Below are 16,779 nucleotides of genomic sequence, written 5' to 3' on the forward strand. Positions count from 1 at the left end.
CTATCCGAGCTTGAGGCGGACCCGGTCCGCGGCAGGGCTGCCGAGCTCGACGTATATTTCGAGCGCGTGCACCCAGGCATCCTCGGCGGCGCCCCGGTCGCCGACGGCGAGCAGGGCGTCGCCGAGGTGCTCGGCGGACTCGGCTTCAGTGGGGCGCTCCCGGATGGCCTCGGCGAGCTTGAGCGAGCGCCGGTACGCGTCGACCGCTTCCTGGTGCGCGCCGCTGTGCAGCAGGGCGTACCCGATGCTGTCGAGCGTGACGGTCTGACCGTCGAGGCGCCCGATCCTCTCGAACAGTTCGAGCGCTCTGCGGCAGTGGTCGAGAGCGTCGCTGAACCGCCCGACCTGCGCCAGGTTCCATCCGGCGCTGTTGAGTGCGCTGGCCTGCCAGGTCTCGTCGCCGATCATCTCGAAGACGGCCAGCGCGTCGAGGGCCTGCGATGCCGCATCTTCGTGTTCACGGAGATCCTGATGGAGGAGCGCGAAGTTGAGGCCGACCTGGCCTCGCAGCGGCAGGTCGCCGCTCGCGTCGGCCAGGTGCAGGGCCTCCTGGAGGTGCTTCCGGGCTTCGGGCACGCCGTCGCGCTTCGCCAGCTTTCCCGCCAGGACCCGGTGGGAGAAGACGGCGGCGGGGATGTCGCTGAGGCGCTGTGCCGCCCGGAGCGCCATCCGCTGCGAGGTGATGGTCGCGTCGGCATCGCCGCGTTTTGCCAGGAAGCCGACGTGCGACCAGCTCAGTCGCCATGCCTCCGCGTCGAACCCGGTCTGAACAGCCAGCGCGGTTGCGGCCGCGATCACTTCGTCCTCTGCGGTGAGCCAGGCCAGAGCCCGGTCGAAGTCGCTGAACGTCTCCTCCACGGCTCCCGTGCGGACGGGTTCCGGTTCCCAACGCATTGGGCGTGGTCGCACGCGTTGCACGGCATTGGCAGCCGAGTGGACGAGATGGTCGAACATGCGGGCCGACGACTCGGTCCGGACCGCTTGCGGCTCCGCCGCCGCCACCAGCTCGGCAGCGTAGACGCGCAGGAGGTCGTGAAGGACGTACCGGCCGGGGCGGTGCTCCTCGATCAGGTTCGTATCGGTCAAGTCCCCGAGCGTGTTCCGAACGGTCTGGACCGGGAGGCCGGCGAGGCTCGCTGCGCCGGGCAGCGAGCAGTCAGGGCCCGGATGGAGGCCGAGCAGGCGGAACATCTGGGCCGCCTGGGGTTCGAGTTGTGTATAGGACCAGGAGAAGACGGTCCGGACGTCTACCAGGGGATCGTCGTCGGCGAGCGCGTCGAGCCGGTCGCCGGTGCCGCTCAACGCCTCGGCGATGTCCGCGAGCGGGAATCCTGGATTAACGGCGGCGCGGGCGGCGGCGACGGCCAGGGCGAGCGGGAGGCCGGCGCACAGTGCGGTGATGTGCTCTGCGGCCGCGGGTTCTGCGTCGACGCGCTGCGTGCCGATCCGGCTCCGCAGTATCGCCATCCCTTCGCCCGGGGACAGCCTGCCAAGGCGCATGGGCCGCGCCCCCTCGGCGGCGACCAGGCTCGACAGCGGGTTGCGGCTGGTGACGAGGGTGAAGTTCGCGGGTCCGCCGGGGAGGAGCGGCCGGACCTGTGCGGCGTTCGTCGCGTTGTCGAGGACGACGAGGACGCGGCGATCGGCGAGCAGGCTCCGGTACCGGTCCACTTGCGCCGCAGGTGTGGGCGGGAGGTCTTCGGGAGCGGTGCCGAGGGCGACGAGGAATCCGCGGACCGCCTCGTACGGGTCGACGGGAGTGCCGAGCGGGTCGAAGCCCCGCATGTTGGCGTAGAGCTGCCCGTCGGGAAAGCTCCCGGAGGCGCGGCGGGACCATTCGACGGCCAGTGTCGTCTTTCCGATGCCGCCGGTCCCGGCGATGACGGCGATCCTCGTGCTGCCGTGCTCCGCTTGCAGCGCATCCAGTTCGGCGAGCTCGCTGACGCGGCCGGTGAACCCGTGCGGCGCCGCGGGCAGCAGCGCGGGCCGGGTCGCGGGCGCCCGCGATTCCGCCGCGGGCGGGTCGAGGGACTGGTCTTCCCGAAGGATGGCGGTGTGCAGGTCACGCAGCGTCCGGTGCGGGTCGACGCCCAGTTCGTCGGCGATCCTGGCTCGGAGGTCCTCATAGACCCGAAGTGCGGCGGCGGCATCGCCGGAGCGGTAGAGGGCGAGCATCAGCTTGCCCGCGAGCGGCTGGTCGAGCGGGTGTGCTTCGAGGACGCGGCGGGCATCGGCGATGGCGTCGCCGTGCCTGCCCAAAGCAGTGAGGGCGTCGATGAGCGCCCCTTCGGCGGCGAGCCGCTCCTGGTCCAGATGCCGTGCCGCCGAAGCGACGAGGCGGCCGCCGATTCCCGCCAGCGCGGGTCCCCGCCAGCGGCGGAGAGCCAGTCTCAGCAGGGATTCGGCCTCGCCGAACCGGCCGTCGGCGGCGGCCCGCTTCGCCTGGGAGACCTCGAAGCGGAACGCCTCCGAGTCGAGATATGTTGTGGTGAGCCGGTATCCGTTGCCGATCCGTTCGATCGAGTCGTCCTCGGGCATGGACCGTCGCAGGGCCGCCATGGTGTTCTGCACCTGGCGCCTGGCCGTCGAGGGCGGCTCGTCGTCCCAGAGCGCTTCGACGAGTCGGTGCATGGGCACGACCCGACCCGCTTCGAGCAGCAGCAGGGCGAGCGCCCGGCGCGGTATCGCCCCGTTCAGTGCGACGGCCTGCCCCTCGTGCTCCAGCTCCAGCGGCCCCAGTACCCGAAACTCCACCGCGCGGCCTCCTCGCACCTGTGCGCCAAGGCTTCAGCCTATCGACGCCGGTGCGGAGGCGGGGTCCGGCAGGTGCGGTCAGCAGGGGTCGGCGGACATCGCGTCGAGGAGCGCGACGGTCTCGGTGAACTGCGCGGCGAGTGCGTCGAGCAGCGCCGAGGCGGCGAGGTACATGCGGGCGGCCTGGAGTGCGAGGTTGACGGCTTCGAGGGTGAGCTTGACGATCATCAGGACGGCGCCGAGGATGGCGTCCACCTTGACGAAGGGATCGGGCGAGAGCAGGAAGAGCAGGGCGTTGACGAGCCCGGACAACAAGTCGGCCACGAACGATTTGGCGCGGTTGTTCAGGGCCTCGGCGAACCCCGAGGTGAGGTCCATGAGGGTGCTGATGAGGAACGAGAGCCCGGCCGCTGTCTGCACCGCGCCCTGGAGTTCGCCCAAGCGCTGGACTGCCGCGTCTCTCGCCAGTCCGCTCCAGTTCGGTGCGAGCCTGTCGACCGTCGTCGATCCGAGGTGCTCGTTCACGGTGCCGAGCGAGTCCTTTGCGGTGGACCACATCGCAGAGCTCACCTTGATGCGCTCGGGATTCCCGAGGATGAAGCCGACGGCGTCCTGGAACGGCTGGCAGACGCCGAGCAGGAAGTCGAGCCCCAGCTTGGTCAGGGCACCGGTGAGGTAGCCGAGGTCGACCTGGCCGGTCCTGAAGGCGAGGCGCTCTTCGATGAACGCGATGAGCTCCTGTTCGATGGCGACGACCTGCTGGGCGAGGACGAGCAGGTCGTCCATCGAGGCGTCGCCGTCGAACAGGCGGTCGAGCGGCTCACCGGCGGTGTGGCAGATCTTGTCGATGTTGAACCCGTGCGAGACGATCGGGAGCCCCTGCGCCGCCTTGCCCAGGGAGGCGAAGAAGTCGCCTGAGGTGTCCTCGGCCGCTTCTCCCGTGCCCTCGCCGAAGCCGGTGTGCTGGGGCGCGCCCGTCAGGTCCACTACTCCGTCAGACATAGGTGCTCTCCTCGCCTGCGCCACAGAGGTCGTCGGCGGACTGGCCGTCCGCGTCCTCGTACTCGGCGCAGCTGTCCTCGATGCGCGCGGCGATGCCCTGCACCGCCGGATCGAACTTGTCCAGGATGATCCGGATATGCCCTGCCGCGATCTCGTACTGCTGCGCCATCAGCAGTCCGGTGCCTCCCCACATCCACCAGTCGGGGTCGGCCTCTTCCACGTATCCGGCGATCTCGGCGAAGTCGCCGCCGAGGACGCGCAGGAACCCGGCGGCCTCCCGCACCGTCTCGGTGTCGACGTCGAATCCTTCATAGCTCACTGAGTCGGTCTCCTCTACGGTCACGGCGGTGGAACGGAGTCGCCGTTGGTGCCCTTGCAGCTGGGAACGAGATTGGCTGAGGGCTGCACGGGGATTGCACGGATTCGGCACAGGTCGCGAAGGCAGGGCGCGAGAAAGTTCTGCAACGTTGTAGATATTTCTTGTGTTAGCGGTAAAACTCAGTTAGCCTGCCTCTACACATCGATATACATGGATACCCAATTCTCGGGCATAACGCCCGCGAGCGCCGAGAGCCGCCCGGCATCGATCTCGGCCCACCGATCCGATCGCCCTCATCGAGGAGGGCAGAGGAGGCCACCCATGAGCACCGAGACCACCGGCCGCAGCAGGCGGCTCACCGCGACGCTGGCAGTAGCCGTCGCGGCACTCGTCAGCGCGGCGACCTTCCTGGCCGTCAACGCGAATGCGCAGGCGGACGACAGCACCGACGGCGTCGCGGCCCAGCAGGATTGCGCGCCCGCCCAGCCGAGTTCGGTCGGCGGCAGTCTCGGCGCCCACGACCCCGCGCTGTGGGCCGGGTGCTCGGGCGAACCGTGGTACGTGTTCGCCACCGGCGACGCGAACCAGGGCGGCGGCACCCCGTCGATCCGCCGCTCCACCAACGGCGGCCAGACCTGGCAGTCGCTCGGCACCATCTGGAACGCCAAGCCCGCGTGGATCACCCAGCAGATCCCCGGGGTCTCGAACCTCTGGGCGCCCGAGGTCCACTACGACGCCGCGCAGGGCCTCTACTACCTCTACTACGCGGCCTCCACGTTCGGCTCGCAGCGCTCGGCGATCGGCCTGGCGACGAGCCCGACGCTCGACCCGTCCGCCGCGGGCTACGGCTGGACCGACAAGGGCGTGGTCTTCCAGTCCTACAGCGGGAACGCGTACAACGCGATCGACCCGAACATCGTCGTGGACGACTCGGGCCGCCACTGGATGGTCTTCGGCTCCTGGTGGCAGGGCATCCACACGATCCAGCTCGACTGGCCCTCGGGCAAGCCCGCCGCGGGCGCGACCCCGATCCGCCTGGCCACCAAGGGCGGCGGCATCGAGGCGCCCTCGATGACGAAGCACGGCGACTACTACTACCTGTTCACGTCCATCGGGACCTGCTGCGCCGGGGCGAACTCGACGTACAAGATCACCGTCGGCCGCTCCACCTCCCCCACCGGGCCGTTCACGGACGCGTCCGGAGTGGACATGCGCAACGGGGGCGGCACGGTCGTCCTGGGCGCGTACGGGAGCAACGTCGCCGCGGGCGGCCAGTCGATCCACCGCGGCATCATGGCCTACCACGCGTACGGATCGAACGGCGGCTTCACGCTCGACATCGAGCGGATCGAATGGAACTCGGCGGGCTGGCCCGTCCTCAACGGAAGCTGATCGGAGCACCACCAATGTCCTCGACCCTCGCACGCGGCCGGGCCCTGCTCGCCGGCGTCGTCATAGCGGCGCTCGCGGCCTTCGGCCTGTCGATCGCCACGGCGACGCCGGCCAAGGCCGCCGTCACCACGAACACCTGGTTCACCATCACCAGCGCCCACTCGGGCCTGGCGCTGGACATCCTCAACGCCTCCACCACGGCGGGGACGATCCTCAACCAGTACACGCCGAACCAGTGCACCTGCCAGCAGTTCCGCTTCGTGGACGTCGGCTCCGGCTACTACAAGATCCAGGCCCGGCACTCCAGCCAGGTCCTGGAGGTGTACGAGTGGAACGCCGCCGACGGCGCCACAATCGCACAGTGGACCGACCTCGGCGGCACCAACCAGCAGTGGTCCGTGACCGAGCACGCCGACGGCACGTACAGCTTCATCAACCGCTTCTCGGGCAAGGCCCTCGACCTGTGGGAGTGGTCCACTTCCACCGGTGCCCGCATCTCGCAGTACACCTACAACGGCCTGAACGCGCAGAAGTGGCGCCTCGACGCGGTCCCCGCGTCCGGCGAGGCCACGGTCTCGAACCCGCTGCGCACCAACGGCGCCGACCCGTGGATCGAGTACTGGGACGGGTACTACTACATGTCCACGACCACCTGGGACTCGACGGTCACGATGCGCCGCGCCACGACCCTCGACGGCCTCAAGTCGGCCTCGGACACCGTGGTGTGGAACGACAGCGGCACCGCCGCGCGCTGCTGCTCGCACTGGGCGCCGGAGTTCCACCGCATCGGCGGCACCTGGTACCTGATGTACACCTCCGGGAACTCGCAGACGAACTTCGACGGCCAGAAGCTCCACGTCCTCCGCTCGACCTCCTCGACCCCGATGGGGCCGTACGAGTTCATGGGGACGCCGCTGCCGAACCAGTGGAACATCGACGGCTCGTACCTGGAATACAACGGCTCGCTCTACCTGATGTGGTCGGAGTGGGTGGGCGCCGACCAGTCGATCCGCATCGCCGCGATGTCGAACCCGTGGACCGTGACCGGCTCGCACGTCACCATCTCGCAGCCGACCTACAGCTGGGAGATCCAGGGCGGCAGGACGAACGAGGCCCCCGCGGTGCTCCAGCACAACGGACGCACCTTCGTCACGTTCTCCGCGTCCTCGTGCAACACCCCGGACTACAAGCTGGGCCTGCTCGAACTGACCGGCTCCAACCCGCTCTCGGCCTCCTCCTGGACCAAGACCTCCACCCCCGTCCTCCAGCAGGGCGGCGGCGTCTTCGGCCCGGGCCACAACGGCTTCTTCACCTCGCCCGACGGCACGGAGGAGTGGCTCGTCTACCACGGCAACACCACCTCGGCCCAGGGCTGCGGCTCCACCCGCCAGACCCGCGTCCAGCCCATCACCTGGAACGCGAACGGCACCCCGAACTTCGGGACCCCCCTCCCGTCCGGGGTGGTGATCCCGGCGCCTTCGGGCGAGTAGCGCCATGACGAGAGCGGTCCCCTCGCATTGCGAGGGGACCGCTTTCGCGCATCGTCGGACGGGGCCTCACTTCCCAGGTCCCGCCCGATCCGTCTGCGGCTCAGTCGGTCCGGACCGGTTCGGGGAGGAGGTCCTCGACGGCCCGCGCGACGCCGTCCTCCCGGTTCGAGGCGGCCGCGAACCCGGCGGCTTCCACCACTTCGGACGGCGCCCCGGCCATCGCGTACGAGCGGCCCGCCCAGGCGAGCATCGACACGTCGTTGGGCATGTCGCCGAAAGCCACCACGTCGTCGGCCGCGAAGCCCCGCTCGGCGCACCAAGCGGCCAGCGCGTCGCCCTTGTTGACGGTGTCGGCGTTGTACTCCAGGACCGGGAAGCTCCCCCAGGCCCACCGGACCATGCCGGGGGTCGGGATGCGGTCGAGGGCGGCGCGCATTGACGGGCCGTCCATGTCGCGGTGCTGGACCCGGTATTCCACAACGCCGTCGAGGTCGGCGAGGACGTCTTCGAGCGCGGCGACGTCGGTCCAGGGGTCGCCGTAGTGGGAGCGGGCGACCGGGTCGGTGCCCTCGGCGTAGATCGCGGTGCCGGTCTCGATGGTGAAGAGCGCGTCGGGGATCGCGTGGCGGGCGCGGGCGTGGAGTTCGGCGACGGCGGGGGCGGGGATGGTGCGGCGCACGTCGATGGCGCCGGTGGCGGGTTCGTAGAGGACCGCGCCGTTGTTGCAGATCGCGAAGTCGACGGTCTCGGGGAGGCCGGGGACGAGGTGGAGGCCGCGCGGGGTGCGTGCGGTCACGGCGACCACGGTGATGCCGTGGGCGCGGGCGGCGAGGAGGGCCTCGCGGTTGCGTTCGGTGAGGAGGTGCCGGGGGTCGAGGAGGGTGCCGTCCAGGTCTGTCGCGATCACACGGTAGTTGCGCACGCCCTGAGTATTCGGTCCGGTGGGCGTTTCGCGCAACGGGTTTGGGGGCGGCCTGCGGCTCGTCGCGAGCCGCGGGCCGCCCCCGTCAGGTCAGGTCGTCAGGCGTTGTCGCTGCTGCAATAGGCCATGTAGACGTTGCTGGTGAAGGACTCCTCCACGGTCACCGGGGTGGCGTAGTAGTCGGAGCCTTCGCAGCCGCCGAGGGCGGTGGTGTAGTCGAAGGTGAGCTCGTCGATCGGCGGGTTGTAGACCTCGACGGCGTCCACGACGTACAGGGCCGAGGTGTTGGAGCAGTCGAAGGTGAGGAGGGTGCCGTCGGTGCAGTCGCCGGTGTTGGGCGTGGCGGGGCGGCCGCCGTTGGCGTCCTCCTTGTCGATGGCCTCGACGCAGTAGAAGTAGTCGACGGGGCCGCCGAGTCCTTCGACCTCTTCGGTGTACACGTACTGGTAGGACTTCCACAGCTCGCCGGGCGTCCAGCCGAGGTACTCCTCGCCGCAGACGGTGCCGCCCACCGAGGAGTCGGTGAGGTCGCCGAACATGTCGACCTGGGCGCCGGAGTCGTCGGAGACGAGGGTGATGGTCCAGAACGCGGTGGCGTCGGAGCATTCGACGACCATGTCGCCGCTGCCGGTCACGTCGGTCATGCAGTCGCCGACCTCGGCGGCCTCGGCGGCGTCCATCTGCTCGTCGGTGAGGACGGTGTCGGTGGAAGAGTCCGTCGAGTCGTTGTTCGCGTCGTTGGAGTCGCCCGCGTCGCGGATGAGGGCCTTCACGACCACCACGATGATGCCGACGACGATCACGCCGATGACGCTGAGCACCTTCGCCCCGATGCCGCCGCCGCGGTTCGGCGGGGGCATCGGCGGCGCGCCGTACGGGCCGGGCTGCTGCGGGGGCGGGAATCCGGGCGGGGGCGGCGGGGTCGCGCCGTAGGGCGGGGGCGGGGCGCCGTAGCCGCCGGGCTGCGGCTGGGAGCCGTAACCGGGCTGCGGCTGGGAGCCGTAACCGGGCTGGGGCTGGGAGCCGAACCCGGGCTGGGAACCGGGCTGCGGGGGCTGGCCGTAGCCCTGGGCCTGGTTGGGGTCGTAGGGGCTGGGGGGCGGGTAGGTCATGGGCTGACTCTCCGTGTTGCGGGCGGGGAGGGGTGGGGCATCAGGGGTTGGCGGCCATCATATGGGCCACCTGCGACACCCGTTCCCCGCCCGCGCGGGTCAGGGGCGGGCGCGCAGGCGCGGGGCCAGGGCGAGGCCCAGTGCCGCGAGCGCCCCGGTGACCAGGAATGTGGTGAGGAACGCACCCGGGACGGTCCCACCGGCGCTAGGCCCGGTCCTCCTTCCAATGGCGGCCGCTGAGCAGGCGCAGGCCGTTGAGGCCGACGATGACCGTGGACAGCTCGTGCCCGGCGACGCCGAGGACGAGCGGCAGGTCGCCCACGAGGTCCCAGGTGGCGAGGACCGCGATCACGGCGGCGGCGAACACGAGGTTGGCGCGGGCGACGCGGGTCGCCTTGCGGGCCAGGTCGACCGCCGCGGGGAGGGCGGTGAGGCGCTGGCCGACCAGGACGACGTCGGCGGATTGGAGCGCGAGGTCGGAGGCGGTGCCGCCCATGGCGACGCCCACGTGCGAGGCGGCGAGCGCGGGCGCGTCGTTGATCCCGTCGCCGCAGTAGAGGGTGCGGGTCCCGGCGAGCCGGTCGGCCTTGTCGCCGGGGAGGAGCGCCGCGTCGATGCGGTCGATGCCGACGGCGGCGCCGACGCGGCGGGCGGCGGCCGGGTGGTCGCCGGTGAGAAGGCGGGCCTCGGTGCCGAGTCGGGTCTCTAGAGCGGTGATCGCTTGGGCGGCTTCGGGTCTGACGGTGTCGGTGAGGCCGATGACGCCGACCGGGCGCTTGTCGGCGATCACGACGGCCACGGTGAGCCCCTGCGCTTCGAGCTCGGCGACGAGGCGGCGGGCCGCGGGGTCGTCCTCGGCGTCTTCGAAGAGCACGGGGTGGCCGACCTGGACATCGGCGCCGTCGACGCGGGCGCGCACGCCGCGGCCGGGCACGGCCTGGAAGTCGGTGGCGCCGTTCGGGTCCCCGATCGCGGCGAGGACGCGGCCGAGCGGGTGCTCGGAGCGGGCCTCGGCCGCGGCGACGAGGCGGCGCAGGCGGGCTTCGTCGCCGTCGAGGGCCTCGATGCGCTCGACGCGGGGGCGGCCGTGGGTGAGGGTGCCGGTCTTGTCGAAGGCGGCCCGGTCGACCTCGGCGAGGCGTTCGATCATCAGGGCGCTCTTGACGAGCACGCCGCGGCGCCCCGCGAGGGCGACGGCGGCGAGGAGCGGCGGCATGGTGGCGAGGACGATCGCGCAGGGGCTCGCGACGATCATGAACGTCATGGCGCGCAGCAGGGTCGGCTCGAACGCGGCCCCGGCCAGCAGCGGAATCCCGATGAGCGCGAGCGTCGCGGCGACCACGACGAGCGAGTATGGCTGCTCGACCCGCTCGATCGTCAACTGGGTCTTGGACTTCGCCTCCGACGCCTCCTCGACCTGGCGGGCCACGCGCGCCAGCACGGAGTCGGCGCTGGAGCGGTCGACGTGCACTTCGAGCGCGCCCGTGCCGTTCACCGTGCCCGCGAGCACCTGCGCGCCAATCGCTTTGCGGCCGGGCAGGGCCTCGCCGGTGAGGGTCGACTCGTCGACCTCGGACTCCCCCGCGGTGACCGTGCCGTCGGCGGGGACGCGGTCGCCGGGGCGGATGAGGACGGTGTCGCCGGGGGCGAGGCCGGCCGCGTCCACGGTATCCTCGCGACCGTCGCGCAGGCGCACGGCCCGGTCGGGGGCGTGTTCGAGGAGGGAGCGGACCGAGTCGGCGGTGCGCTCGGTGAGCACGGCCTCCAGGGCGCCGGAGGTCGCGAAGATGACGATGAGCAGGGCCCCGTCGAACCACTGGCCGATCGCCGCGGCGGCTACGGCGGCGATGACCATGAGGAGGTCGACCTCGAAGCGGGGCTTGGCGAGCGCGGTGATCCCCTCCCATGCCGGGCCCCAGCCGCCCGCGAGGTAGCAGGCGAGGTACGCGGGGAGCCACGCCCAGGCGGGGGCGCCCGAGAACTGTGCGGCGGCGCCGATCGCGAAGAAGGCGAGCGCGAGGGAGGCCCAGCGGACATCGGCCAACCGGAACATGGAAGCGAACATGCGCATCATCGTATATTCGCAATCACGCAGATAGCAAGATGGGGTAGGCTCGGCCACATGCACGAGGGGCTGCCGAACTTCACGATGCCCGGCGACGACCAGGCCCGGGCCGCCGCCGACGCGCTGCGCATCCTGGCCGACCCGACCCGCCTCAAGCTCATGTGGGCGCTGCTCCAGGGCGAGGAGAACGTCGCGTGCCTCGCCGACCTCACCGGCGCCCGCCCCACCGCCGTCAGCCAGCACCTTGCAAAACTTCGCCTCGCCGGGCTCGTCACGACGCGCCGCGAAGGCACCTTTGTCTACTACGTCGCGGCCGACGACCGCGTGAAGCCGCTCCTGGAGCAGGTCCTCGCCCTCGGAGACTGAGAAAGCCCCCGCGCGAAGCGCGGGGGCCGTTCGATTCTGGGGGCCTTAGCTGCGGCCCGTGGCGCGGAGCAGGCTCGTGAAGTCGGCAGCACCGAGGTCGAAGACCGGGGAGTCATGCCCGAGCTTGGAGTCCCGCACCTGGAAGCCAGCGGCAGTGTTCCGGGCCTCGACACAGTCTGCTTGGGCCGAGTTATTGCTTCGAGTGCTCTTCCGCCAGCCGGTGTGCTCCACCATCGAGAAACCTTCCAATCCCTTGCGCGCGAGTCCGCAGGAAGCTGCGGGCTTGATCATACAAGGCGAGTTTCGCCTCATCGACCACGTGGCGGCTCTGGTCGAGATGTTCCACATACACAAAATTCGGCCCTGAATCGGGAAGGTCATTCGAGCTAAACGAGTCAAACGCATAGGTGGCGAGGTGCGGAGGCTGAACCACGAAGACCTCGCAGCCAGGGAGTGAGTCGGCCCAGAGCAACCGGTCGATCTGGGCTGCCCGCTCCTTCGCTGTGAGCAGGCCGAGGTCGGCGATCGCACCGGATGGTACGAATATCTCGGCGGTTGGGTGGTCATCGCCGCTGAAGCGCGCGAAGAACGTCTCTGCTCTACGTTCCTTTCGCAACCAGTGCTTGATCTTGTCGGCCGGATCATCCATGGGATCTGCCAGCACCTTCATGTGAACAGCCTCAGTCTGCACCAGCGCAGGAAACAGAAGCGGGTCCCACTTGGTGTGGTGCGGGTAGGTCCGCTCGCCGCTCTCGACGATGTAGAGGCTTCGCTTGTCGAGGTCAGAAACCAGTTCCTGCCCGGTGTGCAGTTGCTCCCTGACATGCAGGATGAATCGTTTGCGCGCCTCATCCACTCCTCCGCGCTCGCAGATCAACAGCAGATTGCCGAGATCGGGGAGGCGCTCCTGGTCGAGCCAGGCTCGGACCGTGTTGCTGCTCTTTCTCATGACTCTTGCGAACTGGTTCCGTGTCCATCCGCTGTCCCGGCAGATGGTGTTGACTTCCGCGAACAAGTACGAGCGCACGAGCTTCTCGTTCAAGACATTGCCTGCCATCGCGGCCTCCCTATGCTGCGCGAATCACCGGTAGTAGCGATGATCGCACGAAGAATGCCAACAACATTCATCACGACTCGTTGAAGTTTCGGGGCTCCACAACGGGGTTCCATTTCGGTGCCCCGAAATTGAACACCCACCATGGAACTCCGTTCTTGATCGCCGGAAACTCCAGGGGGACATAGCCATTGACCTGGCGAAACGTGGTTTATGGTGGTCTCATCGCAGGTTTGGTTGCCCATCTTGCGAGTGGTGGAGGGCCGGGGGGCCGTGCCTCCCAGCGACCTAATGCGGTCCCCCGGCCTCAGAAGTGTCGGGAATCCGACAATCTCTAATGGAGGAAGCGATGTCGTATCCGAGTACCCGCCCGAGAACCGCGCCGGCGCCCGACCCGCTTGAGCGCGGGAGCTTCAGCGACGGTGCGAACCGCTACACCGTCTACGCCTCCAGCGCGGACGCGCCCGACTCGTTCCAGGTGTGCGCCAACGACAACCGAGCCGACCTGGTCCTGATCGTCTCGGGCCTCACCTCGCAGGACCTCCACGCCACCTGGGGCGACGAGTGGCGCTCCCGCTCAACGGAGTGGCGGGAGTGGGCGCGTTCGGCGGCGTTCCATGTCTTCCACAACGGGAGCCTCCCGACCCCGGCCAAGACGAGGTACTGCAATGGGTAGCGGCGTGCGCCCCGACAACGACCCGTACAACCTCCGCTCCGACGGCAAGCCCGGGATCGACGGCTACCTGGGCGACTTCACCCGCGGGCCCGCGACGTTCACGTTGTACTCCCTCGGCTCGCATCCGGCGCGGAGCCCCAAGATCATCGAGTACCTCCTGGACGTCGAGGACGGCGCCGGCGCCCGCGAGTGCTACCGCTTCACCGACGACCCCGAGGACGTCCCCGAATGGGCGCCCTCCTGGCGCGGCGACCAGTGGTGCCCCTGGATCATCGAGCAGTGCGAAGCGCTCATCGCCGAACCCGACACCGCTTAGCCCCCAAAGCCGCTCGGCGCCCGGCGATTGAACCTCGGGCGGGCCGTCGGGCGTCCGAGGGCCGGTCGATCTTGGTGGAGGTCGACCGGCCCTCTCACGTCCTCTGGGAGGCCGCCGCCGTGACCGCGAGGGCCGCGACGCCCATGGCGACGCCGATCCAGATCGGAGCCGTCAGGCCCCAGTCCGCGTCGATGGCGAGGCCGCCGAACCAGGCGGAGAGGGCGATGCCGACGTTGAACGCGGAGGCGTTGACCGAGGAGGCGAGCGAGGGGGCGCCCTCGGCGGCGTCGAGCACGCGGGTCTGGAGGACCGGGACCATGGCGAACCCGGCGGCGCCGATGACGAAGACCATGATCGCGGCCGGGACCGGGGAGTGGACGGCGAACGCGAACACGACGAGCGCGGCCGTGGCGGCGGTGAGCGTGCCGTAGAGGGCGGGCATGACGGCCCGGTCGGCGAGGCGCCCGCCCAAGAGGTTCCCGGCGGTGAGGCCGACGCCGAAGAGGAGCATCAGCCAAGGGACCGTTGAGGTCTCGAAGCCGGAGACGCGGGTGAGCAGCGGTTCCAGGAAGGTGATCGCGGCGTAGGCGGCGCCCCAGCCGAGCATGGTGATCGTCAGGACCAGCCACACCTGCGGGCGGCGGAACACCGCGATCTCGCCGCGCAGCCCCTCCCCCTTGTCGTTGGGACGCACCGGGACGAACGCGAGGATCGCGGCGACCGCGACCGCGCCGATGACGGTGATCGCCCAGAACGCGGCGCGCCAGCCGAGCTGCTGGCCGAGGGCGGTGCCGAAGGGCACGCCGATGACGTTGGCGAGCGTCAGGCCGGTCATCATGAGCGCGATGGCGCGCGAACGCCTCTCGGGCGCGACGAGGCTCGCGGCCATGATCGGGCCGATGCCCATGAACGCGCCGTGGCACAGCGCCGAGACGATGCGGCCGGTCATGAGGGTGCCGTAGGTGGTGGCGACCGCGGCGAGGGCGTTCCCGGCGATGAACAGGGCCATGAGCACCACGAGCATCGTCTTGCGGGGCAGGTTCGCGCCGATCGCGGTCATGATCGGGGCGCCGATCGCCACGGACGCGGCGTACCCGGTGACGAGGAGCCCGGCGGTGGGGATCGAGACCTTGAGGTCCTCGCCGAGCGGCCCGAGGAGGCCGACCACGACGAACTCGGTGAGGCCGATGCCGAAGGCGCCCAAGGCGAGCGCGCCGAGGGCGAGGACGCGGCGGCGCTTGGCCTCCAGGTGGGCCGGGCGGGCCGGGGCGGCGGTGGTCACGGGGTTCCTTCCGGGGCGGGGGCGGGACCCCGGGGACGAGACGAGGTGTCCCCGGGGCACCGCCGCCCAGTATTCCCCGCGTCCGGCAATTGGTCCAGTGGTTTGTCCAACCATTTCAAAAACTCGTGGCGGGCTGCATGTGCGCACGGCCCTGGGCGGCGCCGTCGTAGGCTCGGGGGCACCGCAGAAGGAGGCACCGCCATCAGCGACTCATCACCGAACCTGAACGTCGACTGGCACGCCGGCTGGCCCTCGGCCAAGCACGACCCCGCGCCCGAGATCCAGTCGCACGCCGCGGACGACCGCACGGTCATCATGCGCCAGAACATGTCCGTCAACTTCGAGGCCCCGTTCATGTTCCTGCTCTTCGGGAACGACCGGGCGCTGCTGGTGGACACCGGCGCGACCCCCGAGCCCGTGTACTTTCCGCTGCGCCGCACCGTGGACGCGCACATCGCGGCCTGGCTCGCGGCGCATCCGAACCCGGACTACGAGCTGGTCGTGGCCCACACCCACGGGCACGGCGACCACAAGGCCGCCGACGGCCAGTTCGCCGACCGCGAGCGCACCACCGTGGTCGGCCCCGACCTGGACGAGGTCGTCGCGCACTACGGCTTCGACGACTGGCCGCTCACCCCGCGCGAGCTCGACCTCGGCGGCCGCACCGTCGACGTCATCCCCGGGCCCGGCCACCACCGCTCGGCCACCGTCTTCTACGACCGGGCGACGCACCTGCTGCTCACCGGCGACACGTTCTACCCGGGCCGCCTGTACGTGCAGGACTGGGAGGGCTTCGAGGCCACTGTGGACAAAATAGTGGCGTGGTGCGAGGAGCACCCCGTGTCGCACCTGCTCGGCTGCCACGTCGAGATGTCCACGCGCCCAGGCGTCTCCTACCCGCGCGGGTGGACCTACCAGCCCGACGAGGCGCCGCTGCCGATGACCGTCGCGCAGCTGCGCGAACTCCAGCGGGCCGTGAAGGAGCTCGACGGGGCGCCCGGCGAGCACGTCTTCGACGACTTCGAGATCTGGTGGAAGGGCGAGTAGCGGGGGTCTTAGGACCAGCGGCGCAGGGGGAACCGGGACGCGGGACCGAGGGCGGTCGGCGATCCCGTTCCTAGCCTTGGGCGTGCGCGGACCGGACCCGGTCCGGGCGGACCCGAGGAGGACAACATGACCATCCTGGTCACCGGCGCGACGGGCAACGTCGGCCGCCACCTGGTCGAGCGGCTGGCCGCGGACGGGCACGCCGTGCGGGCGCTCACGCGCGACCCGGCGGGGGCGCGGCTCCCCGAGGGCGTCGAGGCGGTCGCGGGCGACTTCACCGACCTCGCGTCGCTGGAGCGGGCGCTCGACGGGGCCACCGGGCTGCACCTCATGACGACGTTCGGGCCGAAGAACGAGACGGTCCCCCACAGCGCGCAGCTCGCGTCGGCCGCACTCGGGGCCGGGGTGAAGCGGGTGTCGCTGCTGTGGAACGGGTACCGGGGGCCGGTGGAGGAGGCGTTCGCGGCGCTGAACCCGGTGGAGCTCCAGCCCGGCGAGTTCATGTCGAACGCTTTGACGTGGGCCGAGGAGATCCGCGAGCGCGGCGCCGTGAGCGAGCCGTTCGCCCACATCGGGCACGCGCCGATCCACGAGGCCGACATCGCGGCCGTCGCCGCGGTCGCGCTGACCACCGATGCGATTGCGGGGCGGCAGATCCCGCTCACCGGCCCCGGGGTGGTGTCCGTGCCGGACCAGGTCGCGGCCATCGCGGCGGCGATCGGGCGGGACGTGGCGTTCACGGCGCTGGACGAGGACCAGGGCCGCCTGCGGATGCAGGCCCTGGGGTACGACGAGGGCGCGATCGACTACGTGATGGGCTGGCGCGCCGACCCGCCGGAGTGGACGCTCCGCGCGTCCGACACGGTCGAGCGCCTGACGGGCCGACCCGCGCGGACCTTCGCGGACTGGGCCCGCGAGCACGCGGAGGCGTTCCGCTAGCGGCGGCGGTTTTCGGGCAGGGTCATGCGCCTCACGGCGCGGA

Annotated in this window: 16 protein-coding genes; 7 read left to right on the forward strand and 9 right to left on the reverse strand. The window is 70.4% G+C overall.

Going from position 1 to position 16,779, the window contains the following annotated elements; all coding sequences use genetic code 11:
• The 3 genes from AB0A65_RS06520 to AB0A65_RS06530 all read right to left on the reverse strand — a co-directional run bounded on the left by AB0A65_RS06520 (window position 1) and on the right by AB0A65_RS06530 (window position 4,075).
• A complete protein-coding gene (locus tag AB0A65_RS06520) occupies window positions 1–2,754 on the reverse strand; it encodes a BTAD domain-containing putative transcriptional regulator (RefSeq protein ID WP_359947298.1) in 2,754 nt (917 codons plus the stop codon).
• Window positions 2,755–2,832: 78 nt separating this feature from the next.
• On the reverse strand, window positions 2,833–3,756 hold the full coding sequence (locus AB0A65_RS06525) for a hypothetical protein (RefSeq protein WP_359947301.1): 924 nt from the start codon (window positions 3,754–3,756) through the stop codon (window positions 2,833–2,835).
• Window positions 3,749–4,075 (reverse strand): hypothetical protein, encoded by a 327-nt coding sequence (locus tag AB0A65_RS06530; protein ID WP_359947303.1) that lies wholly within the window; start codon window positions 4,073–4,075, stop codon window positions 3,749–3,751. The genes AB0A65_RS06525 and AB0A65_RS06530 overlap by 8 nt, the downstream gene beginning before the upstream one ends.
• Before the next feature lie 321 nt (window positions 4,076–4,396).
• On the opposite strand from AB0A65_RS06530, the gene AB0A65_RS06535 reads away from it, so the two are divergent.
• Window positions 4,397–5,467 carry an arabinan endo-1,5-alpha-L-arabinosidase gene (locus AB0A65_RS06535; protein ID WP_359947306.1) on the forward strand — a complete coding sequence of 357 codons (1,071 nt, stop codon included), beginning with the start codon at window positions 4,397–4,399 and terminating at the stop codon, window positions 5,465–5,467.
• Window positions 5,468–5,481: 14 nt separating this feature from the next.
• Window positions 5,482–6,957, forward strand: coding sequence for a family 43 glycosylhydrolase (locus AB0A65_RS06540; RefSeq protein ID WP_359947309.1), 1,476 nt, complete (start codon window positions 5,482–5,484; stop codon window positions 6,955–6,957).
• A 100-nt stretch (window positions 6,958–7,057) separates the two neighbouring features.
• Here the strand turns inward: AB0A65_RS06540 and AB0A65_RS06545 are convergent, their stop codons facing one another.
• The 3 genes from AB0A65_RS06545 to AB0A65_RS06555 all read right to left on the reverse strand — a co-directional run bounded on the left by AB0A65_RS06545 (window position 7,058) and on the right by AB0A65_RS06555 (window position 11,056).
• Window positions 7,058–7,879 carry an HAD hydrolase family protein gene (locus tag AB0A65_RS06545; RefSeq protein ID WP_359947312.1) on the reverse strand — a complete coding sequence of 274 codons (822 nt, stop codon included), beginning with the start codon at window positions 7,877–7,879 and terminating at the stop codon, window positions 7,058–7,060.
• A 98-nt stretch (window positions 7,880–7,977) separates the two neighbouring features.
• Window positions 7,978–8,991 carry a DUF1720 domain-containing protein gene (locus tag AB0A65_RS06550; RefSeq protein WP_359947315.1) on the reverse strand — a complete coding sequence of 338 codons (1,014 nt, stop codon included), beginning with the start codon at window positions 8,989–8,991 and terminating at the stop codon, window positions 7,978–7,980.
• A 205-nt stretch (window positions 8,992–9,196) separates the two neighbouring features.
• Complete coding sequence (locus AB0A65_RS06555; protein ID WP_359947318.1) at window positions 9,197–11,056, reverse strand: heavy metal translocating P-type ATPase; 1,860 nt, start codon at window positions 11,054–11,056, stop codon at window positions 9,197–9,199.
• A 57-nt stretch (window positions 11,057–11,113) separates the two neighbouring features.
• On the opposite strand from AB0A65_RS06555, the gene AB0A65_RS06560 reads away from it, so the two are divergent.
• The gene (locus AB0A65_RS06560) at window positions 11,114–11,422 is read left to right on the forward strand and encodes a metalloregulator ArsR/SmtB family transcription factor (RefSeq protein WP_359947320.1); all 309 of its coding nucleotides are present in this window, start codon (window positions 11,114–11,116) and stop codon (window positions 11,420–11,422) included.
• 45 nt (window positions 11,423–11,467) lie between these two features.
• Here the strand turns inward: AB0A65_RS06560 and AB0A65_RS06565 are convergent, their stop codons facing one another.
• Both AB0A65_RS06565 and AB0A65_RS06570 read right to left on the reverse strand, forming a co-directional pair.
• Window positions 11,468–11,713: a DUF397 domain-containing protein gene (locus tag AB0A65_RS06565; RefSeq protein WP_359947323.1), complete on the reverse strand. Its 246-nt coding sequence runs from the start codon at window positions 11,711–11,713 to the stop codon at window positions 11,468–11,470.
• Entirely contained in the window at window positions 11,613–12,479 is an 867-nt protein-coding gene (locus AB0A65_RS06570; protein ID WP_359947326.1) for a Scr1 family TA system antitoxin-like transcriptional regulator, read from the reverse strand. The genes AB0A65_RS06565 and AB0A65_RS06570 overlap by 101 nt, the downstream gene beginning before the upstream one ends.
• 346 nt (window positions 12,480–12,825) lie before the next feature.
• Between AB0A65_RS06570 and AB0A65_RS06575 the strand changes: the two genes are divergently transcribed.
• Both AB0A65_RS06575 and AB0A65_RS06580 read left to right on the forward strand, forming a co-directional pair.
• A complete protein-coding gene (locus AB0A65_RS06575) occupies window positions 12,826–13,152 on the forward strand; it encodes a hypothetical protein (protein WP_359947329.1) in 327 nt (108 codons plus the stop codon).
• Window positions 13,145–13,468, forward strand: coding sequence for a hypothetical protein (locus tag AB0A65_RS06580; RefSeq protein WP_359947332.1), 324 nt, complete (start codon window positions 13,145–13,147; stop codon window positions 13,466–13,468). The genes AB0A65_RS06575 and AB0A65_RS06580 overlap by 8 nt, the downstream gene beginning before the upstream one ends.
• 94 nt (window positions 13,469–13,562) lie before the next feature.
• Here AB0A65_RS06580 and AB0A65_RS06585 read toward each other — a convergent pair whose 3' ends face one another.
• The gene (locus tag AB0A65_RS06585; protein WP_359947335.1) at window positions 13,563–14,750 is read right to left on the reverse strand and encodes an MFS transporter; all 1,188 of its coding nucleotides are present in this window, start codon (window positions 14,748–14,750) and stop codon (window positions 13,563–13,565) included.
• 327 nt (window positions 14,751–15,077) lie between these two features.
• Between AB0A65_RS06585 and AB0A65_RS06590 the strand changes: the two genes are divergently transcribed.
• Both AB0A65_RS06590 and AB0A65_RS06595 read left to right on the forward strand, forming a co-directional pair.
• Window positions 15,078–15,797: an MBL fold metallo-hydrolase gene (locus AB0A65_RS06590; RefSeq protein ID WP_359947338.1), complete on the forward strand. Its 720-nt coding sequence runs from the start codon at window positions 15,078–15,080 to the stop codon at window positions 15,795–15,797.
• Window positions 15,798–15,923: 126 nt separating this feature from the next.
• The gene (locus tag AB0A65_RS06595) at window positions 15,924–16,736 is read left to right on the forward strand and encodes an NmrA family NAD(P)-binding protein (RefSeq protein ID WP_359947341.1); all 813 of its coding nucleotides are present in this window, start codon (window positions 15,924–15,926) and stop codon (window positions 16,734–16,736) included.
• The last annotated feature ends 43 nt before the right edge of the window (window positions 16,737–16,779 follow it).

The sequence above is a fragment of the Glycomyces sp. NPDC047010 genome (assembly GCF_040644205.1).
GTDB lineage: Bacteria > Actinomycetota > Actinomycetes > Mycobacteriales > Micromonosporaceae > Glycomyces.